The 25,522-nt window shown below is 64.1% G+C and carries 23 protein-coding genes and 1 tRNA gene; 13 read left to right on the top strand and 11 right to left on the bottom strand.

All coding sequences use genetic code 11. From position 1 onward, the window contains the following. The first annotated feature begins 7 nt into the window (after positions 1 to 7). Together RAM60_RS09380 and RAM60_RS09375 are read left to right on the top strand one after the other, a co-directional pair. The gene (locus RAM60_RS09380; protein ID WP_369027000.1) at positions 8 to 1,030 is read left to right on the top strand and encodes an aldo/keto reductase; all 1,023 of its coding nucleotides are present in this window, start codon (positions 8 to 10) and stop codon (positions 1,028 to 1,030) included. Between the two features lie 104 nt (positions 1,031 to 1,134). Beyond that, a complete protein-coding gene (locus RAM60_RS09375) occupies positions 1,135 to 1,809 on the top strand; it encodes a response regulator transcription factor (RefSeq protein WP_425504491.1) in 675 nt (224 codons plus the stop codon). A gap of 84 nt (positions 1,810 to 1,893) precedes the next feature. On the opposite strand, the gene RAM60_RS09370 is transcribed toward RAM60_RS09375, so the two are convergent. From RAM60_RS09370 to RAM60_RS09360, 3 genes are all read right to left on the bottom strand, one after another. Continuing rightward, a complete protein-coding gene (locus RAM60_RS09370; RefSeq protein WP_369027001.1) occupies positions 1,894 to 3,675 on the bottom strand; it encodes a tetratricopeptide repeat protein in 1,782 nt (593 codons plus the stop codon). Positions 3,676 to 3,857: 182 nt separating this feature from the next. After that, positions 3,858 to 6,608 (bottom strand): TonB-dependent receptor domain-containing protein, encoded by a 2,751-nt coding sequence (locus RAM60_RS09365; RefSeq protein ID WP_369027002.1) that lies wholly within the window; start codon positions 6,606 to 6,608, stop codon positions 3,858 to 3,860. A gap of 118 nt (positions 6,609 to 6,726) precedes the next feature. Beyond that, complete coding sequence (locus tag RAM60_RS09360) at positions 6,727 to 8,295, bottom strand: beta-helix domain-containing protein (protein ID WP_369027003.1); 1,569 nt, start codon at positions 8,293 to 8,295, stop codon at positions 6,727 to 6,729. A 269-nt stretch (positions 8,296 to 8,564) separates the two neighbouring features. Between RAM60_RS09360 and RAM60_RS09355 the strand changes: the two genes are divergently transcribed. From RAM60_RS09355 to RAM60_RS09310, 10 genes are all read left to right on the top strand, one after another. Beyond that, a complete protein-coding gene (locus tag RAM60_RS09355) occupies positions 8,565 to 8,948 on the top strand; it encodes a hypothetical protein (RefSeq protein WP_200981117.1) in 384 nt (127 codons plus the stop codon). A 166-nt stretch (positions 8,949 to 9,114) separates the two neighbouring features. Continuing rightward, complete coding sequence (locus tag RAM60_RS09350; RefSeq protein WP_369027004.1) at positions 9,115 to 9,744, top strand: lytic transglycosylase domain-containing protein; 630 nt, start codon at positions 9,115 to 9,117, stop codon at positions 9,742 to 9,744. A 6-nt stretch (positions 9,745 to 9,750) separates the two neighbouring features. After that, positions 9,751 to 10,053 carry a TrbC/VirB2 family protein gene (locus RAM60_RS09345; RefSeq protein WP_200981116.1) on the top strand — a complete coding sequence of 101 codons (303 nt, stop codon included), beginning with the start codon at positions 9,751 to 9,753 and terminating at the stop codon, positions 10,051 to 10,053. Between the two features lie 2 nt (positions 10,054 to 10,055). After that, complete coding sequence (locus tag RAM60_RS09340) at positions 10,056 to 10,340, top strand: VirB3 family type IV secretion system protein (RefSeq protein WP_369027005.1); 285 nt, start codon at positions 10,056 to 10,058, stop codon at positions 10,338 to 10,340. Positions 10,341 to 10,358: 18 nt separating this feature from the next. Next, entirely contained in the window at positions 10,359 to 12,788 is a 2,430-nt protein-coding gene (locus RAM60_RS09335) for a VirB4 family type IV secretion/conjugal transfer ATPase (protein ID WP_369027006.1), read from the top strand. Further along, positions 12,785 to 13,954: a TrbL/VirB6 family protein gene (locus RAM60_RS09330; RefSeq protein ID WP_369027007.1), complete on the top strand. Its 1,170-nt coding sequence runs from the start codon at positions 12,785 to 12,787 to the stop codon at positions 13,952 to 13,954. The genes RAM60_RS09335 and RAM60_RS09330 overlap by 4 nt, the downstream gene beginning before the upstream one ends. Next, positions 13,954 to 14,733, top strand: coding sequence for a TrbG/VirB9 family P-type conjugative transfer protein (locus tag RAM60_RS09325; protein WP_369027008.1), 780 nt, complete (start codon positions 13,954 to 13,956; stop codon positions 14,731 to 14,733). Before RAM60_RS09330 ends, RAM60_RS09325 begins: the two co-directional genes overlap by 1 nt. A gap of 11 nt (positions 14,734 to 14,744) precedes the next feature. Continuing rightward, positions 14,745 to 15,860 (top strand): TrbI/VirB10 family protein, encoded by a 1,116-nt coding sequence (locus RAM60_RS09320; RefSeq protein WP_510640405.1) that lies wholly within the window; start codon positions 14,745 to 14,747, stop codon positions 15,858 to 15,860. A gap of 13 nt (positions 15,861 to 15,873) precedes the next feature. Then, complete coding sequence (virB11, locus tag RAM60_RS09315; protein WP_200981111.1) at positions 15,874 to 16,899, top strand: P-type DNA transfer ATPase VirB11; 1,026 nt, start codon at positions 15,874 to 15,876, stop codon at positions 16,897 to 16,899. Positions 16,900 to 17,144: 245 nt separating this feature from the next. Then, positions 17,145 to 19,997 carry a TonB-dependent receptor gene (locus RAM60_RS09310; protein WP_369027010.1) on the top strand — a complete coding sequence of 951 codons (2,853 nt, stop codon included), beginning with the start codon at positions 17,145 to 17,147 and terminating at the stop codon, positions 19,995 to 19,997. Positions 19,998 to 20,072: 75 nt separating this feature from the next. On the opposite strand, the gene RAM60_RS09305 is transcribed toward RAM60_RS09310, so the two are convergent. Further along, a complete protein-coding gene (locus tag RAM60_RS09305) occupies positions 20,073 to 20,813 on the bottom strand; it encodes a queuosine precursor transporter (RefSeq protein WP_200981109.1) in 741 nt (246 codons plus the stop codon). A gap of 61 nt (positions 20,814 to 20,874) precedes the next feature. Between RAM60_RS09305 and RAM60_RS09300 the strand changes: the two genes are divergently transcribed. Further along, a tRNA-Arg gene (locus tag RAM60_RS09300) sits at positions 20,875 to 20,951 on the top strand. 23 nt (positions 20,952 to 20,974) lie between these two features. On the opposite strand, the gene RAM60_RS09295 is transcribed toward RAM60_RS09300, so the two are convergent. From RAM60_RS09295 to RAM60_RS09265, 7 genes are all read right to left on the bottom strand, one after another. Beyond that, positions 20,975 to 21,757 carry an NUDIX hydrolase gene (locus RAM60_RS09295; RefSeq protein ID WP_369027011.1) on the bottom strand — a complete coding sequence of 261 codons (783 nt, stop codon included), beginning with the start codon at positions 21,755 to 21,757 and terminating at the stop codon, positions 20,975 to 20,977. Positions 21,758 to 22,040: 283 nt separating this feature from the next. Continuing rightward, positions 22,041 to 22,373 (bottom strand): Grx4 family monothiol glutaredoxin, encoded by a 333-nt coding sequence (gene grxD, locus RAM60_RS09290; RefSeq protein ID WP_200981107.1) that lies wholly within the window; start codon positions 22,371 to 22,373, stop codon positions 22,041 to 22,043. 40 nt (positions 22,374 to 22,413) lie between these two features. Further along, positions 22,414 to 22,647: a BolA/IbaG family iron-sulfur metabolism protein gene (locus RAM60_RS09285; RefSeq protein ID WP_200981106.1), complete on the bottom strand. Its 234-nt coding sequence runs from the start codon at positions 22,645 to 22,647 to the stop codon at positions 22,414 to 22,416. Positions 22,648 to 22,651: 4 nt separating this feature from the next. Next, positions 22,652 to 22,978, bottom strand: coding sequence for a DUF1476 domain-containing protein (locus tag RAM60_RS09280; RefSeq protein ID WP_200981105.1), 327 nt, complete (start codon positions 22,976 to 22,978; stop codon positions 22,652 to 22,654). Between the two features lie 93 nt (positions 22,979 to 23,071). Continuing rightward, positions 23,072 to 24,070, bottom strand: a complete 999-nt coding sequence (locus tag RAM60_RS09275) for an NADPH:quinone oxidoreductase family protein (protein WP_369027012.1) — start codon at positions 24,068 to 24,070, stop codon at positions 23,072 to 23,074. After that, on the bottom strand, positions 24,067 to 24,678 hold the full coding sequence (leuD, locus tag RAM60_RS09270) for a 3-isopropylmalate dehydratase small subunit (RefSeq protein WP_369027013.1): 612 nt from the start codon (positions 24,676 to 24,678) through the stop codon (positions 24,067 to 24,069). Before leuD ends, RAM60_RS09275 begins: the two co-directional genes overlap by 4 nt. Further along, positions 24,678 to 25,514 carry an N-acyl homoserine lactonase family protein gene (locus tag RAM60_RS09265; RefSeq protein WP_369027014.1) on the bottom strand — a complete coding sequence of 279 codons (837 nt, stop codon included), beginning with the start codon at positions 25,512 to 25,514 and terminating at the stop codon, positions 24,678 to 24,680. Before RAM60_RS09265 ends, leuD begins: the two co-directional genes overlap by 1 nt. Positions 25,515 to 25,522: the final 8 nt, after the last annotated feature.

The raw sequence follows: 25,522 nt of genomic DNA, 5'->3' as shown, positions 1-25,522 counted from the left end.
AAGACTGATGGAATACGTCAATCTAGGCCCCAGCGGCCTCAAGGTCTCGCGCCTGTGCCTCGGCTGCATGAGCTATGGCGACACTACGCGTGGCTGGCACGGCGACTGGGTGCTCGACGAGGGGCAGTCGCGCCCCTTCATCCGCGAGGCGGTCGAGGCCGGGATCAACTTCTTCGACACCGCCAACATGTATTCGATGGGCGCATCGGAAGAGGTCATGGGCAAGCTCCTCCCCGAGTTCGCCAGGCGTGACGAGATCGTGCTGGCGACCAAGGCCTTCCTCCCCTGGCGGCAGGCGCCGAACACCGGCGGCAATTCCCGCAAGAGCCTGTTCCAGGCGATCGACGACAGCCTTGCGAGGCTGGAGATGGACTACGTCGACCTGTTCCAGATCCACCGCTGGGACGATGCGACGCCGATCGAGGAAACGATGGAGGCGCTGCACGACATCGTGAAGGCGGGCAAGGCGCGCTACATCGGCGCGTCGTCGATGGCCGCATGGCAATTCGCCAAGGCACAGGAGGTCGCACGCGCGAACGGCTGGACCCGCTTCATATCGATGCAGAACCACGTCAACCTGCTCTATCGCGAGGAAGAGCGCGAGATGATCCCCCTCTGCCATGACCAGGGCGTAGGCCTGATCCCGTGGAGCCCACTCGCCCGCGGCAAGCTCGCGCGGGGCTGGGACGAGACGACGGTGCGCAGCGAGACCGACGGCTTCGGCAAGCTGCTCTATCGCCAGCAGGAAGATGCCGATCGCGCCATCATCGATGCGGTCGGTGCGATCGCTGCGGAACGCGGGGTATCGCGCGCAACGGTGGGGCTGGCGTGGCATTTCGCCAAGGGCATCACCGCCCCGATCATCGGCGCGACCAAGGAAGGGCATATCGCTGCCGCAGTCGCCGCCATGGACCTCGGCCTGACGGACGAGGAAGTCGCGAGGCTCGAGGCGCCATATGTGCCGAAGAACCCGGTAGGCATCGCCTCGACAGCACCGCGCAACTGGACGCTCAGCCGCGTCCACGAATAGAAAATCGCCCAATTCGGCCCGAGTGTTACAATCCGGGCAAACGGGTCACAAACGAGTCACATGACTGCGCCATCGCTCACCCGACAGGGTGGGATACGAACCGCGTGCAAGCCATAAACATTTTCCTGACTGACCGCCTCGGTGAAGAGATCACCGACTTCATGCATGGCGAGACGCGCTATGCCTTTGCGCGGCTGTACCCCGACGGTCCGCACCGGCTGGTCGAAGGGCCGGTCTGTGCCTTCGTCGACTGGGTGATGGAGGACCTCTCCGGCCTCGAGATGTGTCGCCGCCTGCGTGCCGACAAGCGCACTGCAGAGGCGCATATCACCATCGTGCTCGACGAGGACGATGCCGAGGACAAGCGTCGGGCATTGAAGGCCGGGGCGGACGACTACATCCTTGGCCCCATCGACCGCACTGCCGTGCTCGACCGCGTGATGGCGCTGCAATGGGGCGGGGCGCAGACGAGCGTTTCGGAAATCCTCGAGCTGGGCGAACTCACCATCGACGCTGCCGCGCTCCAGGCGCGCTGGGCGGGGCGGGCGCTGGATTTGAGGCCCAACGAATTCCGCCTGCTGCGCTTCTTCGCCCAGAACCCCGACCGCGTGCTGACCCGCGCCGACCTCATCGCCGCCCTCGGCAAGCAGGAGCCGCCGATCGACGAGCGCACGGTCGACGTGTGGATCGGCCGCCTGCGCAGGGCGCTAAGGGCGATGGGCGCGGGCGACCGCGTGCGCACGGTGCGGTCGCTGGGATACGTCTACGACTCGCATTGAGGAGCGCGACTTGATTCGTCAGAACCTCGTGGCCCCTGCCATTGAGGCCCGGCGTTAGAGGGGGAAGGGGCGCGCCTCGATTGGTCAAATCCGACCTAGATCGGGCCAGTCGGTATCGCCTCGCCACACTGATCTGAAGGCCCGTTCTGCCGCCATCTGTTCCAGACGGTTTCGAAGTTTTCCTTCGGTCTGGGCGAGGCCATAGAGAGCCAGGGCGCTGTTGGGGGCGTCGAAGAGCGCAGCACGGAAGGCGCTCTTCGCCTCGGCAAAGCGGCCCGCCTTGTAGAATGCTGCGCCGAGCGACTGATCGACCGGATAATACCAGAACGGAGGCTCATTGTAGGGGATTTGCTTCTGCATTTCTCGAGCCTTGGAGAAATGCGCGATCGCTTGTTCGAATTGCGATTGTGCGAGTGCCTTTCGCCCTTTCGCCACTTCCATCGCGAGGTCGATGATCAGCGGAGCGGGAAAGCCGTTTGCTTCCATCGTCTTCGCGCTGTCTGAACGCGCCAGTTGCTGCATGGCATCGAGCTCTGCAGTGAAATCGCCGAGCCCGGGCTTGAGCGCGATAGCAACTGCACGAGCATAATGGCGCATGGCCTCGACGTATTCGAGTGGATGCGGCTTGCGCGTGAGAGCGATCACCGCTTCCGGCGAGGAATATTGCGCAAAGGCGAAATATGGCGCGGCGTAGATCGCCTGGACCCAATAGAGCTCTCGCCCTGTCTCGACATCGAGAATGCTTTGAAGCTTTGCGGTCTGGTTCACGACCGTCGGAACGTCGCCCATGGCCTGGGCCGAGGTCAGCAAGAAGTGCACGTTGTGTGGATAGTATCCGAAGCGCACGAGGCCATCGTCGCCGACTTCGCGAAGGTAAGCTTCGTCCGCTGCGGCTGCCTTGATGTTGGCCTCTATTGAATCCTGGTATCGGCCGAGGCGGTAATAGATGTGGGCCGGCATGTGCACCAGGTGACCGAGCGCCTTCGGACTGTTCGCCCGCAATCTATCTGCAGCTGCCTCCGCCTTTGCCGGCTGTGGCAGTTCAAGCAGGTGGATGTACAGATGCGATGCCTGGGGATGCTTCGGATTGCGTGCCATGACCTTTTCGATCAGTCCGACCGCTTCGGCGATGAACTGGACGGGCTGGCCTTCGTCGCTCCAGTAGTTCCAAGGGCTGGTATTCATCGCCGCTTCCGCAGCAAGTACGGCGAGGTCGTCGCTTTCTGGGTAATTTGCGGCAATCCGCAGCATGGCTTGCGCATACCCCCGGTCGAGTGCGCCGCGATCGGCATCGGGGGCCGCCGAATATCGCACCGCCTGCGCCTCAATCAGAGCCTTCGTGAAGTCGTTGGACGAGGCAGACAGTTGCTGAGCCCTGGCGAGGGCGGCGAGGGCAGAGGAGTTTTGCGCATCGCTCATAGCGGCATTGATATTGGGACCGTTTGCCATGGCTTCGCCCCACCAGCATTCCGCGCAATCCGGAGCCAGCTCCTGGGCACGTTTGAACGAACGGATGGCGGCTTCGTGATTGAAGCCATAAGCAAAGGCGAGGCCCTGATCGAAATAGCGTCGGGCCTGTGGGTCCATCTTCGAGGCGGGAAAATCCGAGCGGCCGATCCCCGAATACAATCCTATCGATGCGGTGCCAAAACCACGCTCTTCGGCCAGCGATTGGGCCAGGCGAAGCCGCGCATCGAGAACCTCACTGGATCCGTTTCCAGCCCTGCAGGCGTTCCTGCCGGGCGCGGTGGGATCGAGGGCGGCGAAAGCCTCCCGTGATAGTGCGGTCTCCGCAATTGTCGCCGACGCTCCGCCAGAGGCAAGAGTGGCAAGCAAGACGGCGAAAAGTCTGGAGGTGTGCTGCATCGCGAGTCTCCCTCAACGCAGAAGGCGACCAGGCCAAAATCCTACCATGCGGTGGCGTTCGAATCCAGATTCTTCCGCAGCAGATTTGGGGCGGATCAAACAGCAGGACTACGTGCAAGGGAAAGCGTAACAACGAAGGGCCGCCCTTGCGGACGGCCCTTCTCTCATGAAGCCTGGTGGGATCAGAACTCGATCGAAACCGATGCGCTGACGCTGCGGCCGACGTCGTAGCTGTTGATCTCGATCCGGTTGTCGCCGTTGTCCTGGTATTCGAAGTGGTCGCGACCGGTGAGGTTGCGGGCTTCGAACTTCAGTTCCACATCGGTCCCGAAAAGTTCGACGCCCTGGCGGTAGACGAAGTCGAGGCGCAGGCCCGGATCCTCGAGGATGTCCGGCAGGCCCGAGGTGCCGCGGCTGGTCACGCGCTTGCTCGCATAGCTGACGAGGAAGGTTGCCTGGCTGACCTTGTCGAGATCCTCGATGCCCAGCTGGACGTTGACCAGGTGATCCGACTGTCCCGTGAGCGGCACGCCGTCGCGGAAGTAGTTCGTCGCCGGCTGCGGGGCCGAGGGGAAGACGAAAGCAGTGTCGTTCGCCGTCACCTTCAGCTTCGACTGGGTGTAGGTGTAGTTGAGCACGGCGACGAAGCGCTTGCTCTCCCACCAGTCACCAAGGTCGAACAGGTCCTTGTTCCACTGCATCTCGAACTCGGTGCCGTAGAGCTGTGCGGCAGGGGCGTTGGCGAAGCCCGAGGCCTGCTCGTTGTCCGAGAAGCTCGAGAAGACCTCGATCGGCTTGCTGATGTCCTTGTAGAACCCGGCAAGGCTGACGCGGCTGCCCGAACCCCAGTAGTATTCGAGGCGTGCCTCGTAATTGGTCAGGCGGCTATCGACCAGCAGCGGGTTGCCGTTGAAGCGGCGGTTGGTTTCCGGATCGTAATAGGTCTGGAAGATCAGCTCGCGGAACTGCGGACGGGCGATGGTCTTCGACGCGTTGAAACGCGCCTGCAGGCTGTCGGCGATTTCCCAGGTGAGGGTCGCCGCGGGCAGCCAGTAGTCGTTGGCCAGCAGCGTGTTGTTCGACGAACCGCTGGGGTTGCCGTCGAGGCCGAGCGGGACGACTTCCTGCGTCGCGTCCTCGTAACGCACGCCGACGTCGAGCGAGAGCCCTTCGATCGGCGCGACCTGCGCCTTCACGTAACCGGCCTTGATCTCCAGCCCCGCCTCGAACGCGGGGTCCGAACCGGTGGTGTCGAAGATCGTGTAGCTGAACGGTCCGAGGCCGGCAGCCTGCTGTGCTGAAGGATCGAAGCCGAGGTCGATCAGTGCACCACCGAGGAGTGCATCGGGGCGGAAAGCGCCGAAGACGTCGGGATAGGCACCGGTAGCGCGAATGTCGAACTCGCGGCGTTCGGAAAGGCGGCTGGTGTCGGTATAGGCACCGCCGACCGTGACGCCGAGCCAGTCGGTCGCCTGGTAGCTGAGGTCAAGACCGCCGTAATAGAGGTCTTCGGTCAGGTCCGAGAAGGCGACGATCGCGCCGCCGCGCTGCGGATCGAGCGTATTGAGGAACAGGTCGCCATAGGGATCGGCGGCATTGTTCGAGCGCGAGTAGCGGAAGGTCCACTCGTAAGGCGCCTCGCGCTGCGTCTGGGCATAGCCGCCGCGCAGGTCGACCGAGAGGTCGCCGAACTTCATTTCGCCGGTGAACTGCGTGTCGATCAGCTGGCGCTCGTACCATGCGGTGTTCTGCGTCAGGTCGGTATCGCCGTTCTGGAAGTCCTCGCTCTGTTCGAGCGAGGCCTGCTTGAGCGAGTCGCGGATGTAGAGGTTGGTCAGGCGGAAGCGGTGCTCGCCGACCTCGAGACCGAAGCCGAGCATGGCGTTGACCAGCACGCGGTTGTCGGTGACGAAATCGCGCGCATCGGTGTCGAGCGACAGGTCGGTGCTCGCGGCGGTCTGCTGCGTGATGTAGCGGTTGCGCCACTTGTTGCTGATCGAGGCGGTGGCGATGACCCCCAGGCGGCCGTCGCCGAACACGTCGAACGCGGTGCCGGCAGTGATGCCGCCGGAGAAGTTGACCGGCAGGTCGCTGATCTTCTGCAAGAGGACGAGGTTGGGATCGCCCAGTTCCTTGAGGATCGCCTGCTTGTCGACATCGGGGTCCTCGATGTTGAGGCCGCTGTCGAGGAAACTCTGGAGGGCAGGGCGCACGTCGCGGCTGCCGTCGTCGAAGCCGAACCAGTCGTAGTCCGAACCGAAATAGGTGTAGCCGGGGCCGAAGGTCGTCTCGCCGTCGCCGCTGATGCCGGCGCTGATCTTGACGAAAGCCTCGTCGGGCACCGCGCGGGTCGTGAGGTTGATCACGCCGCCGCCGAACTCGCCCGGGAAGTTTGCCGAATAGGTCTTCTGCACGAGGCTCGAGGCCACGATGCTGGTCGGGAAGATGTCGAGCGGGACCACGCGGCTGAGCGGCTCGGGCGAGGGTAGCGGCAGGCCGTTGAGCAGCGCCAGCGAGTAGCGATCGCCGAGACCGCGGACGTAGACGAGGCCGTTGCCGACGGTGGACAGGCCGGTGACGCGGGTCAGCGCGCCGGCGATGTCGCCTTCACCGGTCCGCGCGATGGCGGCGGTGTCGAGTACCGAGACGACCTGCGTCGAGGCGCGGGTGATGTCCTGCCGGCGGCGGCCGGTGACGACGATGGCGCCGCCCGGGACCGAGACTTCAGGCTGCTCGTAGGCTTCCTCGTCCTGCGCGGTGTCCTCGACACCTTCGGCCTGGTCCGCAAGCGCGGCGTCGGTCGCGGCGTCTTCCTCGGGCGGAACGCCTTCGGCGCCGGTGTCGGGTGCGGCGTCCTGTGCAAAGGCGATGCCGGGAGCGCAAAGCGCGGTGGTGAACAGGAGCAGCGCGGAGAGCCGCTTGCCGGTCGACATGTCGAAAGACCCCCTCATGATCAGGTCTGTGAAACTCGGGTCGGGCGCTAGGCCCGCTTAAAATGGAATGAGGCTGCGGGACGCGTCCGTGGAGCGCGCCCCGCAGCCTTCATGCAGGTCAGGAGTAGACCGGCAGGGTGGTGCACTCGGTCACCGAGCCGAAGCCGGCGGTGGGCGAGTTGCAGGTCCAACCTTCGACCCAGGTCGCGTTGCCGGCGTAGACGGCACCGATCGAGGTCGGGAGCACGAAGAAGCTGGAGAGCGAGGTGGGATCGAACACCGGAACGGCGGTTTCGTTGGCGCCGTTGAGGTAGGTCATGGTCAGCGTGTTGGTGAAGTTGGCATTGTTGTTGGTGCCGGCTTCATAGCGGGTCTGGATCGCCGCGGCGGTGACGCCGCCCGAGCTGTCGCGGAAGTCGGTCGCGCAATCCATCACGAAGCTGTCGAACTGGACCGGACCGGCCTCGTCGAGGCCGGCATCGGCCGCACGGCTCAGCGTGTTGGTGCCATCGACGCGCAGGCACGGGGTTGCACCCGACTTGTCGACAATGATCGAGTTCATGATGCGATAGTCGGTCGAACCGCGCAGGCGGATTGCCTGGTCCTTCACGCCGCTGTTGGCGATGAAGGTCGCGTTCGAGATGCGCGTGTTCTGGCGCGGCGTGTTTTCTTCGAGGGCGTTGGTCGAGTCTGCCTCGATCATCGTGTCGCCGGTGTTCGGACGCTGGACCACGAGGACGAACTGCATGTTGGTCTTCACGCCGGTGTCGGTGTCGAGACCGTCGTCTTCCGCGCCGACCACGATGAGGTTGGCAACGTTGAACTGGCCGCCGAAGAATTCGACGCCGTCATCCGAGCTGTTGTAGCTCATGATGTGGTGCAGGGTGGTGCCCGATCCGACGCCGCCGGTGGTCAGCGACTGGAGCTCGCTGTCGCCCGAAAGGACGAAGCCCGAGTAGCGGATCTGGACATAGGACATGCTGCCCGAGTTGTCGTTCGCCGTCGCGCCGCCGAACAGGGCCGGCTGCGCCGCGCCTTCGACCTGGCGTTCGCAGGCCGTGGTGCCCGGCGTCGCGCCCGGGGCGATACAATCGGTGACCGGAGCGCGGCCCGAGAGGACGACGCCGCCCCACTGGCCCGACGAGTTGCTGGTGTTGAGACCCTGCACGTTGTCGCGGCTGGTGAAGATGATCGGACGGCTGGCAGTGCCATTAGCCGCGATCGTGTTGCCGCGGTTGACGTTGAGGAAGCTCGAACCCGAGGCGTAGATGATTGCGCCCGGCTCGATCGTCAGCTTGACCTTGGTGTCGGCCGCAGTGGCGGTAGGGCCACCATCGGTGCCCACGTCGACGCGGCCGTTCATGCGATAAAGTACGCCCTTGATGTAGGGCAGGGTCGAGCTGGCGTTGAAACGCGCGGGCATGGTGCAGATGCGGTATTCGCCAGTCGGACCGGAAATAGTGCCACCATCGGTCAGGCCCTGCGGGTCCGAGATGGTCGGACAACCGGCTGCCGGGGTCACCAGGGCCGAAGTCGGCGTCGGGGTCGGCGTGGGGGTTGGCGTGGCCGGCGGGTTGTTGATGGTGATGTTGCCGCCGGTGCCCGGCGAAACGATTTCGTCGGCGCCACAGCTGGCAAGGGCCAGTGCGCTGCAGCCAAGAACGAGCGAACGATGAAGATTGGTCACGGGTAACGGTCCCCTCAAAAAACCGGGTGAATCGGAAGCGCGAATTCGTTGATCGCGACTCGCCCGCTAGGCTCCGTTCGTGACAGTTTTTGTCGGTTCGTGACCGTTATGTTGCAGTTTCAACAGGATTCCCCGGCAAGCTGCAAAAATGCCCGCTTGACCCGTTCGACGAGGCCCCACGTTTCAGAAATATGACAATGTTACGGTTTTGTTGCAGTTGCTGGTGGCGACCGATATTCCTCTCCTCAACGAACAAAGGGAGAGTTCTGATGGCAATCGTTGCAACACTGGCGATGGCGCTGATGGCACAGGGTCCGGTCGACGCAGTCGTCGCTCCGGAAACGACCTATGACGTCGGTTTCGAGCAGCTCGTCGCAGGCCGCGACCATGAGGCTGTCGATGCGATCGAGAATTGCAAGGAACTGGCCCAGGACGATCCTGCCCGCCTCATCAACCACGGCATCGCGCTCGCCCGGCTGGGTCGCTACGATGAAGCACGAGCCGATTTCGAGGCGGCTGCGACGGCCAGCAACAGCGTGGAACTCGAAACCGCCAACGGCGAATTCAGGGATTCGCGCCATCTGGCCCGCCGCGCGCTGGCCATGCTCGATAGCGGTGATTTCGCCACCTATTACGCGCTCTCCATGCGCTAAACCTGATTATTTGCCGAGGGTTCACCGATGGCCCGCGTTTCTATCTGGAAACGCGGGCTTTTTCGTATTCGCCCGGATTCCCCGTAAATGCGGATTTCCGGCATATTCAGCTTCCTGTCACTCGCTTGTCATGTAGTATGGCCAACGGGACCGGACGGAGGGTGCAATGATTCTCGCACGCTTGGCGTTCGCTATGGGTCTGTCCTGTGCAACGCTGGCCGCCTTTCCTGCAAAGGCGGATGTCATGGAGATAGATGCTGACGGAGCACGCTGGATAGCCGGCGGGAGCCCCGCGACGACGCACGTCGACATGACAGCTATCGAATCCGAGGCCTTTGGCGAGGTACCGGCAGACGTCTTCGTCCCCGACTTCGCGGTTGCCGACCCGGCGATCCAGTCGCGCATGGTTCCCGCTGCCTACCAGGCCAAGGTCGCCGAACTTTCTGCCCGCTTCGACCTCAGCCCGACACTGATCGAGGCGCTGGTCTGGCAGGAGAGCCGCTGGCGCGCTTCGGCCGTCTCGCCGGTGGGCGCACGCGGACTTGCCCAGCTCATGCCAGGCACGGCGCGCGACCTCGGCGTCAATGCAGACGATCCTTTCGCCAACCTGGAAGGCGGGGCGCGCTATCTGCGCGAACAGCTCGACCGGTTCGACGGCGATCTCGAAAAGGCGCTCGCCGCCTACAATGCCGGACCCGGCCGTGTCGAAAAGGCCGGCGGCATTCCGCGCATCCGCGAAACACAGCTTTACGTGGCCTCGATCATGGGCCGCCTTGCCGACCACTCACGGGAGTAAATTCACTTGAAGCGTTCGATTTCGATTCCGGCCGTGATGGCCCTGCTTGCAACCCCGTCTGCCGCTTTCGCGCAGGCCGCCGATCCCGCCGGTTCGGGCCCGATCGTTGCCGCGCTCGGCTGGTTGCAGGGCACGCTGCTGGGCAATGTCGCCACCGCGGTTGCAGTGATGGCGGTCGCCGCCGTCGGCTTCATGATGCTGACCGGCCGCCTCAACTGGCGCTTCGGCGCGACCGTGATCATCGGCGTCTTCATCCTGTTCGGTGCAGCCTCGATCGTCGCCGGTATCCAGGGCGTCGCGGCGGGCTGACCATGACGAACCTCGTCCGCCATCCCGTCCACCGTGCACTCACCCGCCCGCAGATGTTCGCGGGGGTGACATATAACTATTTCATCATCAACGGGATGGTGACGACCGAGATATTCCTGATCACCGGCAGCTGGCTCGCCTTGCTGGCGGCCGGTGTGATGCATGGCATCGGCTATTTCGCCTGCCTGCGCGAACCGCGCATCTTCGACCTCTGGATCACCAAGGTTTCGAAGTGCCCGCGCGTCGCGAACTACAAGCGCTGGGGGTGCAATTCCTATGCAGCCTGAGCGGGAAGGGTCTTTGTAATGAGCAAGTGGAAGGGAGCAGCGGCCTGGAGCGCGAAAGAAGCGCGCGCGGGCGACCGGCTGCCCTATGCGCGCCTGGTCGACGAGAGCACGCTGCTGCTGCGCGACGGGTCGGTGATGACCGCGATCCAGGTCCCCGGGCTGTTGTTCGAGACCGAGGACAGCGAGGCGCTGAACGCCCACGCGGCGACGCGCGAGGTGGTGCTGCGCTCCACGCTCGACGCGCGTTTCGTGCTCTACCACCACGTCATCCGTCGCCGCGTTTCGGTGGAGCTGGAATCTCAGTTCCCCGATCCCATCAGCCGCCACATCGACGCGCGCTGGCGCGAGCGGCTGGGCTCTGGCCAGCTCTTCGTCAACGACCAGTTCATTACCCTGATTCGTCGTCCCGCACGCGGCAAGGCGGGCCTGGTCGAGCGTGTCAGCAAGGGCTGGAAGAAGAAGGGCCGCCCGCAGCTGGAGGCTGATCCCAAGGACCTGCGCTCCTTGCGCGCCGCCTCGCAAGGGCTGGTCGCCGCGCTGCAGGCCTATGGCGCCACGCCGCTGACCGACTATGTCGGACCGCAGGGCAATACCAATTCGGAAATGCTCGAACTGCTCTCGGCGCTCTACAATGGCGAGATGCGTCCGGTGCGCAAGCCCGCCGACGATGTCGATGTGGGCCACATGCTGCCCTATCGCCGGGTCAGCTTCGGCCTCGACGCGATCGAGCTGCGCGGTTCGGGCTCGCCCGATTTCGCCGCCATCCTCGGCCTCAAGGATTATCCCGAAGCGACCTCGCCCGGCCTGCTCGACAGCCTGCTGCGCCTGCCGTTCGAAATGGTGGTGAGCGAAAGCTACGCCCCGACCGAGCGCCAGACCGCGCGCGAGCGGATGGATCTTGCGATCCGCCGTCTCAAGTCCGCCGACGAGGAAGCTGCTGCAGAACGTGCCGACATGATGGCCGCGCGCGATGCGCTGGGTAACGGGGCCGTCGGTTTCGGCGACCACCACCTGACCGTAATGGTCAAGGAACGCGACCTCGGCCGGCTCGACGATGCCATGGCCGCATGCGCCGCCGCGCTCGCCGATACCGGCGCGATCGCGGTGCGCGAGGACACCAATCTCGAACCCGCCTTCTGGGGCCAGTTCCCCGGCAACGAGGGCTACCTCGTCCGCCGCGCGCTGATTTCCAGCGCCAACATGGCGAGCTTCGGTTCGCTCCACGGCTTCGCGCTCGGCCAGGCGCAGGGCAACCATTGGGGCGAGGCGGTGACGCTGCTTGAAACCACCAGCGCGACCCCGTTCTTCTTCAACTTCCACCACGGCGACCTGGGCAATTTCTCGGTCATCGGACCCTCGGGCTCGGGCAAGACCGTGGTGATGAACTTCCTCGCCGCGCAGGCGCAGAAGTTCAGCCCCCGCACCATCCTGTTCGACAAGGATCGCGGCGCCGAGCTGTTCGTGCGCGGCATCGGTGGGCGCTATGACAGCATCCGCGCGGGCGAGCCGACCGGCTTCAACCCGCTCGCGCTGCCCGACACCCCGACCAACCGCGCCTTCCTGCGCGACTGGCTGGGCGTGCTGCTCAAGGCCAACGGTCCCGAGGAAGAGCAGACCATCGCGGGTGCGGTCGACGCGGCCTATGCCAACGACCCGTCGCTGCGCCGCCTGCGCAATTTCCGCGAACTCCTGTCCGGTAGCCGCCGCCCGCAGCCGGGCGATTTGTCCGACCGCCTCGGCGCGTGGATCGGTGAGGGCGAGCATGCGTGGATGTTCGACAATGCCGAGGACCGGCTCGACCTGACCGCGCGCGTGCTCGGCTTCGACATGACCGCGCTGCTCGAGAACCCGCGCCTGCGCACGCCGACGATGATGTACCTCTTCCACCGCATCGAGGAGCGTCTCGACGGCAAGCCGACGATGATCCTGATCGACGAAGGCTGGAAGGCACTGGACGACGAGGTCTTCGCCGCACGCATCCGCGACTGGCTCAAGACGCTGAGAAAGCGCAATGCGCTGGTCGGCTTCGCGACGCAGAGCGCCCGTGACGCGCTGGAAAGCCGCATCTCGACCGCGCTGGTCGAGCAGACTGCGACCATGGTCTTCATGCCCAACTCCCGCGCGCGCCCTGAGGATTACTGCGATGGCTTCGGCCTCACCGAGCACGAGCTTGCGCTGATCCGCACGCTGCCTGCGCACAGCCGCTGCTTCCTCGTCCGCCAGCCCGATGCGAGCGTCGTGGTGCGCCTCGATCTCTCGGGTGCGCCCGAGGTCCTGACGCTGCTGTCGGGCCGCGAGAGCACGGTGCGCCGCCTCGACCTGCTGCGCGATGCGCTGGGCGATGCGCCTGCCGACTGGTTCCCCGCGCTTACCGGCACCGCATGGCCGGGCGGGGCGAACGACATCGAGGAGGCGGGGGTCGAAACCCTCGGCCTTGCCGCAGAATGACCAGCGCCAACTGCCAGCAGGCGGCCCAGGAGGTCGGCAACGGCGTCGCTGCCGCGCTGAAGGGCGTGGATTGCGTCGCGGGCGAGGCTTCGGCCGCCGCCTTCGGTCGCCTGTTCGCCCCCGGCGGTCAGCTCGGCACGGTGCTGACCATCGTCCTCACGCTCTATGTCGCAATGTTCGGCTTCGCGTTGCTGACCGGCCGCACCAATGTCGGCGTCCGTTCGCTGGTGCCGCGCATGGCGACGCTGGGCATCGTGCTGATGTTCGCGACCAGCTGGCTCGCCTACCAGAGCTTCGTGTGGAACCTCGCCATCGGCACGCCCGACTACCTCGCGGGCATCCTCACCGGAACGCGCGGCAGCGCGACGCAGGTCTTCGCGCAGAAGATCGACGTCGTCTTCCTCGCGATCCAGGAAGCGAGCGGGGGGAACGAGGAGTTTTCCGCCTTCTCGCCCGAAGGGATGATGTGGCTCGGTGCCATGCTGTTCATGCTCGGCACCGTCGGCCTGCTGGTAACGACCAAGATCGCCCTGGGCGTGCTGGTCGCGCTGGGTCCGATCTTCGTCGTGATGGCGCTGTTCAACGGCACGCGCGGCCTGTTCACCGGCTGGGTGAAGGGCCTCGTCATGTGTGCTCTGGCGCCGCTTTTCGCGGTACTCGGCGGCAGCGTGATGCTCGAACTGGCCGTGCCGATCCTCGGCCAGCTGACCGCCACGCCGGGGCAGGTGAACCCGCAGGCGGCGATGGGCTTCTTCATGGTCGGCGCGGTGCATGTCGCGCTGATGGTGCTGGTGCTCAAGGTTGCCGGTGCCATGGTGTCGGGATGGACCGTCTTCGGCCTCACATCGAGCAAGGAAGAGAAGTCCGGCTCTTCGGCCCCGGCCGTGGCCACCGCGGCCCCTTCCGCCGCGCTGGCCCAGGCCCAGGCCGCCAACCAGGCCAGTTCCGCCGCGCGCCGGATCGACGTATCCGCCATCCCGACCGCCGCCGCCGCCAATGACGGCGCGGGCGGTTCGACGACGCGCACCACCAAGGTTTTCGCCACCGCTTCAGGCAGCGGTCAGGTGACACCGCTCAATTCGGGCCCGTCGCGGGCAATGGGGATCGGCAGCCGCTTCAAGCCCGCCCCGCCCAAGGCCCTCGACCGTACTGTGGAGAAACGCTGATGAACCGCGCGATCATATCCGCGCTCGCCCTTGGGCTGCTGGCGACGCCGGCGCTGGCCAAGGACCCCCGCCTCGTCGAGGTGATGTACGACGACATGCGCATCGTGCGCGTCGACGGGAAGGTGGCCGTGCAGGCCTCGATCGTGTTCGGCGAGGACGAGTCGATCGAGAACGTCGCCATCGGTGACAGCCAGGCATGGCAGGTGACGCCGAACAAGCGCGCCAACATCCTGTTCGTGAAGCCGCTGGAAGCGCGTGCTGCGACCAACATGACGGTCATCACCAACAAGCACACCTACCTGTTCGACCTGATCGCCAGTCCGACCGCGAAGCCGCTCTACGTGCTGCGCTTCAACTATCCGCCGGAGCCCGAAAAGCCCAAGGAACAGCTCGCGGCCAATGCGCCGGCAAGCCAGCCCGATGCACCTGCCCAGCAGATCATGACGGTCGACCCGTCGGACCTCAACTTTGCCTGGAATGCCTCGGGCGATCCCGGCCTGCTGCCGGAAAATACCTTCGACGACGGCACTGCGACCTTCCTGACCTGGCCGGAAGGCAAGGAAGTGCCCGCGATCCTCGTCACCAATTCCGACGGGGTCGAAGGCCCCGTCAACTTCACCGTGCGCGGCGATACCATCGTGGTCGATGGCGTTCCGCGGACCATCGTGCTGCGGTCCGGCAAGGATCGCGCACTGCTCGTCAACACCGGGCCGGAGCGGGCTGCCGCGCCGTCCCAATCGCGCGGGTCTGCCGCGCTCGCCTCACGAGGAGGTAACTGATGCGTCTCGCCATGCGCCTGCTCGAAAAGAAGTCGGGCCAGACCCAAGTCGCCAACGATATCGACCCGCGTGACGAGGCCGATGCCGAGGTGATCGACCTTGCCCAGCGCAACGCCTTCCCGGCGGTCGCGCGTCCGGGCGGCAAGTCGGATGCCATGGGCCTCGTCGCGGGCATCGCGATCGTGGCCGGCCTTGGCGCGGTGACGCTGTGGAGCATGAATGCCGCCCGTGTCGCCCCGCCGCAGGGTGTCGGCGGTCAGCAGGTCCAGCAGCCGGTCGAAACCGTCCCCATGGTCCCCGCAGAGGCGATCACCCAGGTCGGCCAGGTTCCGGTTCCGCAGGCGCCGCCCGCAGTCCTCCCGGACCCGGCTCCGCAGGCTGTCTATGCCGCGCAGCCGCAGCCGATGGCCAATCGCTATGCGAGCCCGACGGTCGTCTTCGATTCCACCAATGGTCCTGCGACCGTTGCCCTGGCCCAGCCCGCTGCGGGCGGTGAGGCAGTGGCCGCCACCGGCAATTCGGCCAGCGACTTTGCCAGCCGCGTCGGCGGAGTGGGCGGCGCGCCCGCGCAGGCCCGCGCCATGGTCAATCCCTCGACCACGGTCACCCAGGGCACGCTGATTCCCGCGATCCTCGAAACCGCGATCGACACCAACGTACCGGGCTTCGTCCGCGCGGTAGTGAGCCAGGACGTGCGCAGTTTCGACGGTACGAAGGTGCTTGTCCCGCGTTCGAGCCGCCTGATCGGCCAGTACCAGTCGGGCATGCAGAACGGCCAGCGCCGCGCCTATGTCATCTGGACCCGCCTGATCCGCCCGGATGGCGCGTCGGTGAACCTTGCCTCGCCCGCTATCGGGTTCGACGGCACGACCGGCCTCGAAGGCAAGGTTTCGGGCGCCGGCTTCTTCAAGCGCTTCGGTTCGGCCATGTTGCTGTCGGTCGTCGGCGGCCTCGGTTCCGTCATCAGCGGCGGGGCGGGCGGCGTCCTTGTCGGCGGTGCCAGCCAGTCGGCGGCCTCGACCGCGGCACAGCAAGACGGGCAACGCAGCCCGACCGTGCGCGTCCGCCAGGGTGAGCCGATCCGCATCTTCACCGCGCGCGATCTCGACTTCTCCTCGGTCAGCTGAGGCGCGACACCGCGTGAGCGCAGATATCCATCCCTTCCTCCCGGACGAGCATCCGGACGACGACGCGCCGCCGGTCGACCTCCATGGGGAGCGTAGCGTTTATCTCGACGCCTATCTCGCGCCTTTCCGCGAATGGCTGGAGCGCGACACGGTCACCGAAATCCTGGTCAACCGGCCGGGTGAGGTATGGGTCGAGGATGCGGCACATCCGGGAATGCAAAAAGTCCTGCGGCCCGAGATCGACGACCGGCTGGTCCAGCGCCTCGCCGAACAGGTCGCGCGGGTCAGCCACCAGGGTATCAACCGCGAACACCCGCTGCTCGGCGCCACGCTGCCCGACGGCGCGCGCGTCCAGTTCTGCGGACCGCCTGCCGCGCGCAAGCACTGGGCCATGGCGATCCGTCGCCATCGCCGCCTCGACCTGCCGCTCGACGCCTATGACACCGGCCCGCTGGCGCCGCTGCAGCAGGGCGACATGCCCGATCCGCAGGCCCAGCCTGTCGCTTTCCTGCGCGAGGCGATCCGCCAGCGCCGCACCATCCTCGTTTCCGGCGGTACCAGCACCGGCAAGACCACCTTCCTCAACGCCATGCTGGGAGAGATCCCGCGGCACGAGCGCGTCGTGCTGGTCGAGGATACGCCAGAATTGAAGCTGCCGGGCGAAAACGGCGTCGGTCTGGTCGCGGTGAAGGGCGAGCTGGGCGAGGCCAAGGTCACGGCCAACGAACTGTTGCAGGCGGCCCTGCGCCTGCGGCCCGATCGTATCGTGCTGGGCGAGCTGCGCGGCGCGGAAAGCGTCAGCTTCCTGCGCGCCATCAATACCGGCCACCCGGGCAGTTTCTCGACCATCCACGCCAACAGCCTGCGCGGCGCGCTCGAGCAGCTTTCGCTCATGGTCATGCAGACCGGAATCGGTCTCACCCGCAGCGATACAATCGCTTATGCGGCAAGCGTCATCGACGTTCTTGTGCAGTTGGGGCGCGACGGAAACGGCAAACGCGGCATTTCCCAGATCGCGTTGAGCAGTTCCCTGGTCTGAACCATCGTCCCCGTTTCCGGGACTGCGTGCGGCCATGCCGTAACGTCAGGCAGGTTTCCAAGTGGGGACTTTGGATAACACTCGCAAAAAACTATAGGGGTTTCGCGCAATTATCCTGCGCACACACTTGCGTGCATACGAATGTATGATAGCTTTCGTCCCCTAGGCTGCACAGACGGCCAGTGGAGAGGAGAGGGTTTATGAGAGTGAGGGCTGCCTTGCTTGCGGGGATTTGCGCGAGCGCAATGTCGTTCCCTGCTTATGCTCAGGATACCGGTGGCGATGAAGATACGCCCACCGTCAATCAAAACGTCATCATCGTTACCGCTCAGCGTCAGAACCAGAGCCTGCAGGAAGTTCCGATCGCCGTTAGCGCGTTCGACTCTGCCGCTCTCGAAGCGCAGCAGATCGAAAACGCCAGCGACCTTCAGCTGACCCTGCCGAACGTCTCGTTCACGAAGAGCAACTTCACCAGCTCCTCCTTCACTATCCGCGGCATCGGCGACCTTTGCGTCGGTACCTCTTGCGATAGCGCCACCGCTATCCACGCAAATGGCTCCCCTCTGTTCGGCACGCGCCTGTTCGAAACCGAGTATTTCGACCTTGAACGCGTCGAAGTTCTGCGTGGTCCCCAGGGCACCCTGTTCGGCCGCAACGCAACCTCGGGCGTTGTCAACGTCGTCACCCACAAGCCTGAACTCGGCGAATTCGGCGCTTCCGGCGAGTTCGAATACGGCAACTACAATGGCATCAAGGCCAAGGGGATGGTCAACGTTCCTGTCGGCGATACCATCGCTGCCCGGGTCGCCGGCTTCTACCTGAAGCGTGACGGCTACACGACCAACCTGTTCAACAACGAAGATATCGACGGTCGCGAGATGTATGCTGTGCGCGGCTCGCTGCGTTTCGAACCGGGTCCGGACACGACTTTCGATCTCATGGGATATTATTTCCGTGAAGACGACAATCGCATGCGCATCCAGAAGCAGCTATGCCAACGCGACGAAACCGGCATTCTCGGCTGTCTCAACAACCGGCGCGACTTCGACAAGACCAACTCGAACTCGACCTTTACCGGTACTTTGGGATCGTCGGAATTTCTGGCAATCAACGGCATTCCGGGCAGCTTCGGCCTCAACAGCCTGTATGGCCCGGATGCTTATGCGAATTTCGTCGAACCGGCCAGCTATCGCCAGGTCAATACGCAGTTCACGCCGGAATATTTCGCTGATGAATTGCAGGTTCAGGCGCATCTCGAACAGGGCCTCGGCTCCATCAACCTCGGCCTTACCGGTGTTTACCAGGAAACCTCCGTTAACTCGCGGCAGGACTACAACAACGGCGTCGGCGTAATCCCGCAGGCAGCGACTGCCTTCGCCACGCTGAACACCTTTGCCAACCCCCTGGCTGTCGGTGCGACGGTGGCGTCTTACTTCCAGCCAATCGTGGACGCTTTGTTCGACGGCTCCAATCTGTGCGTATCGGATACGCGTGACGATGGTTTGGGTGCTTTCGAAGGGGCCAGGATTTGTACGCCAAGCGGAACGCAGTTTGACCGCTCGTCGTCCAATGGCAAGTCGTGGTCGGTGGAAGCGATCATTTCGTCGGATTTCGACGGACCGTTCAACTTCCTCCTCGGCGGCATCTACGCCAATGCCAAGGCCTATGACACCGACTATTACGTCAATGCTTTCGCGATCGACTATATCACCAGTGTCCTTGGTTCGTTCACTTCGCTGGGCCGCGGTCTTCCGCCGAGCTACCTCGCGACGTCGTACTATCGCAACAATACCAAGAACTTCGAGCTGAAGAGCTACGGCATCTTCGGCGAGGCCTACTTCGATCTGTCGGACAGCATCAAGATCACTGCTGGTCTGCGTTACAACAACGACAAGAAGAGTCTGGATGCACGCACTACGCTTGCCTCCTTCCTCAATCCGTACAGCAACAATGGCGATCCGTTCGATTCGCCGTATGTCGGGAGCTTCGACGCCGACCCGGGTCTCGCGGGTAACCAGCTCCTGCAGTCGCGCAAGGTCGGCTTCGACGAAATCACCGGTCGCTTCGTGATCGACTGGAAGATCTCGCCGGACAGCCTCATCTATGCGTCGTACTCGCGTGGCTACAAGTCGGGCGGTATCAACCCGCCGCTGTCGCCGGTGTTCGCCGTTAGCGAAAGCTTCGGTCCGGAAAACATCAATGCCTACGAAATCGGTATCAAGAATACCTTTGCCAACGGCGCTTTCCAGCTCAACGCTACCGCTTTCTACTACGACTACACCGGTCTCCAGCTAAGCCGCATTATCGCCCGTACCTCGGTCAACGACCAGATCGATGCCAAGGTCTGGGGTATCGAGCTCGAAAGCATCATGGCGCCTTCGCCGGACTGGCTGGTGAACATGAACTTCAGCTACCTCAACGCCGAGGTTGCAGGGGATCAGTACTTCTCCAACCCGCGTGATCCGGGTGGCGGCGATGCAAATGCAGTGATCATCAAGGACATCACCAACGGCGCACTCTGCGCAGTCACCGGTGGTGCTCCGGGTGGTCCGGATGCCTTCGTCAATGCCGTTAACCCGGCACTTGGCCTCCAGGGTGTCGAAGAGTTCGCTGCGGACGGCAACATCGCGTCTGCAGGGGCCTTCAGCATCTGCAACGTGCTGACCGCACAGGCTGCAGCAATTGGTGCGGCCTTCGGCGGTATCCAGGTGCTGAGCCCGGGTGTCGAAGTCAACCTGAAGGGCAACAAGCTGCCGCAGGCTCCGGAGATGAAGGCTTCGGCCGGCGTCCAGTACACGGCCCACTTCGATAATGGCATGACCCTGGTACCGCGCGTGGACGTCGCCTTCACCGGCGAGCAGTATGGCAACGTCTTCAACGGCCGCGTCAACCGCATCGAACCGTTCTTCCAGGCGAACGCCTCGATCCAGCTAAACGGTTCGGATGACCGCTGGTTCGTCCGCGGCTTCGTCCAGAACATCTTCAACGATGACTCGGTAACCGGTCTCTACGTCACTGACGCATCGTCGGGCCTGTTCACCAACGTCTTCACTCTCGACCCGCGTCGCTACGGCATCGCGGTGGGTGCGAAGTTCTGATCTGACCCGGACAAAGGGGGAGGAGGGGCGGCCTGCGGGTCGCCCCTTTTTCTATGTCCTCGATACGTGAGAAACTCAGTCGCGCGTGTCGGTGCTGGCGAAGGGCGAGAAGTCGGTGTCGGTATCGAACACCTCCACGCCTTCGGCCTTCTTCAGTCCGCCCACTACGGCATAGGTAACCGGCGTCAGCAGCGCTTCCCATGCGGTCTTGATGACCCATTGCGACAGGACGACCTGCCACAGCTGCTCGATTGGCCAGCCGGCCAGCCCATAGAAGGCGAGCGGATAGAAGATCAGGCTGTCGAGACCCTGGCCCACGATCGTCGAACCGATAGTGCGCATCCACAGGTGGCGCCCCTGGCTCCACACCTTCATCTTGGCGAGCACGAAGCTGTTGGCGAACTCGCCGACCCAGAAGGCGGTCATCGAGGCAAGCACGATGCGCCAGCTGTTGCCGAACACGAACTCGTAAGACTCCTGCCCCGGCCACCCCGCTGCCGGCGGCAGCTTGACCACCACCCACGCCATGAAGGCCATGAAGGCGAGTGCCGCGAAACCGGCCCAGATCACCCGCCGCGCGCGGGCATAGCCGTAAACCTCGGTCAGCACGTCGCCGATGATGTAGCTCACCGGGAAGAACAATACGCCCGCGCCGAACGACCATTCACCGATGCCCGGCAGGTTGACGTAGCTTGGCTTGGATGCCCCGATGAGGTTCGACAGCAGCAGGATCGTGACGAATGCCGCCATGACGAGGTCGTAATAGCGGAACCGCGGAGCTTCCGAGGCGGGGCGGGGCGTGGGGCTGTTTTCCATGGCAAAGGTGATTAGAGCCGATTGGCCCCGCGCGAAAGCGGCGTTATGGCAGCCGCAGCGCGCGCCCGTAGTTCAACTGGATAGAGCACGAGCCTTCTAAGCTTGGAGTTGCAGGTTCGAGTCCTGCCGGGCGCGCCAATTCCCCCCAAGCGCGCGGTAAGTCAGCCCCGCGCTACCGACTCCAGCGGTTCGCCGGTGACGGGATAGCCATGCTCCTCGCCGATATGCAGCCACGACTTCCCGTCGGTCTCTCCGATGAAGGGCGTGATGGTACGCACAGGGATCGCCTCGGCCTGGGCCCTGGCTTCCTCGAAGCTCCCGAAGAGCGCCAGTCGCTCGAGGTTGCGGCGGGTCGGGAAGATGACCTTGATCTCCTCCCGCTCGGCGGCGTCGAGTGCACCCTGCGCGGTCGTCCAGAAGAGATGTGTGTTCTCCGACAAATCGGCTTCGATCTCGACCGCCCCGGTGCCGAGATCGGCAAGGTAAAAGCGTGTATCGTAGACGCGGGGAATGCGTTCGTTCTTGGGAAACCAGCGGGCGAAAGGCGTGAGCTGGTCGAGATCGAGTTCCCAGCCGAAATGGTCGAGGACGGGAGCAAGCTGGCCGGTCTGTTGCAGGAACTCGCGCGCGGCGCGTGCCTTGGCGGCATCGATGTCGCCCTTGAGCCCGATGGCCAGCCCGGTTTCCTCAAGCGTCTCGCGCACCACCGCAACCTGGTGCGCGGCCTCGTCGGGGTCGAGCGGTCCGCCGATCATGGCGCCGAGCTCGAAATCGGCCGGATCGACACGGCCGCCGGGGAAGACCGCCATGCCGCCGGCGAAGACCATGTTGCGCGAGCGGATGGTCATGAGGATTTCCGGCGGCCCATCGACCTCGCCCTTGCGAAAGATGACGACAGTGGCGGCTGGAATGCCATCAGGCGAGGTGTTGACGGTGTCGCTCATTCTTCACTTGTTACCCGAGGGCGGCGGCTTGCCAAGGCAAACCGGAGGCATGTCGGGATTTTTTACATGAAGCTTTGGCGTGAAGCGGGCGTTAACCACTGCATCGCCCGCTAGCCCGTGCTTCGCAGAGTTTGGCACGGCGCCTGCATATTAGCCGGTGTCCCTAAGAAGTCTTCCTCGGGGCGCGCCTGTCCCTGGTTTTGGCAGCGCCCCTTTGAGTACAAAAAGGCCCGCCTGGTTGTCCCACCAGGCGGGCCTTTCCCGTTTCAGTTTTGGCGCGGCGTCAGCCTTCGGCCTTTGCAACCTGCTTGTCAGCCATCATCTGCTGGAGTTCGCCGGCTTCGAACATTTCCATCATGATGTCGCTGCCGCCGACGAATTCGCCCTTGATGTAGAGCTGGGGAATGGTCGGCCAGTCGGAAAAGCTCTTGATGCCTTGGCGGATTTCCATGTCCTGCAGGACGTCGACGCTGTCATAGGCGACGCCGCAATGGTCGAGAATAGCCACGGCCCGACTGGAAAAGCCGCACTGCGGGAACAGCGGGGTGCCCTTCATGAACAGGACCACGTCGTTGCTGCCGACGATATCGGCGATGCGCTGGTTAGTATCGGACATAAGAGGTCCGTCCTTCGTCAAGAAATTGCGTTGCGAGAGATCAGGTGGGGGCTTGGGTGGTCAGTTGCAAGGCGTGCAGTTCGCCGCCCATGCGTCCGCCCAGCGCGTCATAAACCAGCTTGTGCTGCTGGACGCGGCTCTTGCCCGCGAATTGCGGCGCGGTGACCTTGGCTGCCCAATGGTCGTTGTCGCCCGCAAGGTCGCGCATCTCGACCACCGCGCCGGGAAGCGCAGTTTCGATCAGCGCGACGATATCGGCTGCGGCCATCGGCATGGGTTCAGCGCTGGTCCGTCATAAACTGGCGGCGGGCCTCGACGGCGCACTCTTCCAGTTTGGAGCGAATGTCTTCCTCGCTGACATCGCAGTCGGCAGCGGTCAGGTCGCCGAGGAGCTTGCGGATGACGTCCTCGTCACCGGCTTCCTCGAAATCGGCCTGGACGACAGCCTTCTTGTAGGCGTCGGTCTCTTCTTCGGTGAGACCCATCAGACTTGCGGCCCATTCGCCGACCAGGCGATTGCGGCGTGCGGCGATCTTGAAGGCGTTTTCCTCGTCGAAGGCGAACTTGGCTTCCTCGCCGCGCTCGCGATCCTTGAAATCGGTCATGATTGTCCTCTCGGGATGGGAATGTCGGGGGCCGGAATAGGCGCGGCCCCCCAAGCCCGCAAGGGCGCTTGTTCGTTCACCGCCGCAAGGGCGTTATTCCATCACCACCACGAGTTTCCCGATCGCCCCGCGGTTCTCGAGCTTGGCGATGGCTTCGTGCGCGCGCTCGATCGGATAGGTTTCGCTGACGAGCGGGTCGATCTTGCCGGCCTTCCACAGGTCGAACAGTTCCTCGATGTTCTTCTGGTTGCGCTCCGGCTCGCGGGCCGTGAACGCGCCCCAGAAGACGCCGCGAATGTCGCAACTCTTGAGGAGGGTGAGGTTGAGCGGCATCTTCGCGATGCCGGCTGGGAAGCCGACCACCAGGAAGCGACCTTCCCATGCGATTGCGCGCAGGGCGGGTTCGGAATAGTCGCCGCCGACGATGTCGTAGACGATGTCAGCGCCATTGGGGCCGACAGCCTCCTTGAAGGCGTTGGCGAGATCTTTCGACGTATCCTTGTCGAACGGCGCGCGCGGGTAGATCACGACTGCGTCCGCGCCGTGCTGCTTCGCGACTTCGCCCTTTTCCTCGGTCGAGACGGCGGCAACCACGCGGCAGCCCCAGGCCTTGGCGAGTTCGACCGCCGAGAGACCAACGCCGCCCGCTGCGCCGAGCACGAGGACGGTGTCGCCTTCCTTGATGTCGCCGCGATCCTTGAGACCGTGGATGTTGGTGCCGTAGGTCATCAGCAGCGCGCTGGCTTTCACCAGGTCGACGCCTTCAGGTACCTTGAACAGGCGTGCCGCGGCGACCGCAACCTTCTCCTGCAGGCCGCCATTGCCGACGCCGCACATGACCTTGTCGCCGACCTGCCAGCCGGTCACGCCTTCGCCCAGCGCCTCGATCGTGCCCGAGATCTCGCCGCCCGGCGCGAAGGGACGCGGCGGCTTGAACTGGTACATGTCGCGGATGATCAGCGTGTCGGGGAAGTTGATCGCGCAGGCGGCGACCTTGACCAGCACCTCGCCCTTGCCGGGGGTGGGTTCGGCAATGTCCTCGACGACGAGGGTTTCTGGGCCACCGGTTTCCTTCGACAGGACTGCCTTCATGCTGCTTCTCTCTCACTCTTCTGGGGGTTGTCGAGCCAGGGCAGGGCCTGGCCGCGCGTCTCTTCGTGTGTCGTGATTGCGCCCTCGCTGGCAAGCGTCAGGCCGATCTCGTCGAGGCCTTCGATTAGGCACCGCTTGCGGAACGGGTCGATCTCGAAGGTGAACCGGTCCTGGAAGGGCGTGGTGACGACCTGGTTCTCAAGATCGATGCTGATCGGTTGATCCTGTGCAACTTCAAGCAGGCGGTCGACCTGTTCCTGCGGAAGGGCAACCGTGAGGATGCCGTTCTTGAAGGCGTTGCCCGAAAAGATGTCCGAAAAGCTCGGCGCGATCACTGCGGTGATCCCAAGGTCGAGCATGGCCCATGCGGCGTGTTCGCGGCTCGATCCGCAGCCGAAATTGTCGCCCGCGATGAGGATCGGCGCGCCGGCGAAATCCTCCACGTCGAAGGGATTGCCGGGTGTCTGACGGATGCTCTCGAACGCACCCCTGCCGAGCCCCTCACGGCTGACCGTCTTGAGCCAGTGCGCGGGGATGATCACGTCGGTGTCGATGTTCTTGAGGCCGAGCGGGATGGCGCGGCCTTCGACGGTCGAGACGGGTTTCATTACTTCGCTGACTCCGGGAATTCTGGCAGGCGGACGAGGTGCCGCGGATCGTGCTGGATGACGATCGTGGCATTAAGATTGTCGGCCATCTGGTTGAAGCGCTCGAACGATGCGAGCGTATCGGCGCGGTCGGTATTGAACTGCGGTACTCCGCGGTTCGTGATCTGCTCTTCGAAATGGTAGAGGTCGCCGGTCAGCATGACCGGCCCCGACCGGGGCAGCTTCACCACCAGCGACTTGTGGCCCGGAGTGTGGCCGGGCATCGCGACGATGGTCACCGATCCGTCGCCGAAGACGTCATGATCGGCCACGATCCGCCGGACCTTGCCTGTCGCTCCTTCGCCGAGGAATGGGGCGAACTGTGCGCGTGTCGCATCCATCTTGCCCGAAGTGATCGCCTCGGCATCGGCAGCGCCGATCAGCAATTCGGCAGCGGGGAAGTCCTGCACCTGTCCGATATGGTCGTCATGATAATGGCTGACACCGACGAATGTGATGTCGCTGGACTTGATGCCGACGCGCGCCAATTGCTCGGGAATGGTCGCCGACAGGCTTACCGTGAAGACCCAATTGGTCATGCTGTTGCCCTTGAGGGCGGCGGGAAAGCCTGTGTCCCAGAGCAGGTAGCGATTGCCATTGCGGATGACGTAGCAACTGTCCGTCAGCGTCCGCTTCTCGCCATCGTAGAGATGCGTGTCGGAGAAGGGGCCCGCGTCGCTCAGCTCGATCTTCCCGCAGTCGAGCCGCCACATTTCGATGTCGGGTACATCCTTGGCCGAGGCGGGCAGGGCGGTGCAGGCCAGCAAGCCGGCTGCGATCACGCTCGATTTTCTCATGCGTCTCT

The organism is Qipengyuania sp. RANM35 (assembly GCF_041021145.2).
GTDB classification, from domain to species: Bacteria; Pseudomonadota; Alphaproteobacteria; order Sphingomonadales; family Sphingomonadaceae; genus Qipengyuania; species Qipengyuania soli.
The sequence above is the reverse complement of the archived record's forward strand: the minus strand, read 5'-3'. Positions and strand labels throughout refer to the sequence as shown.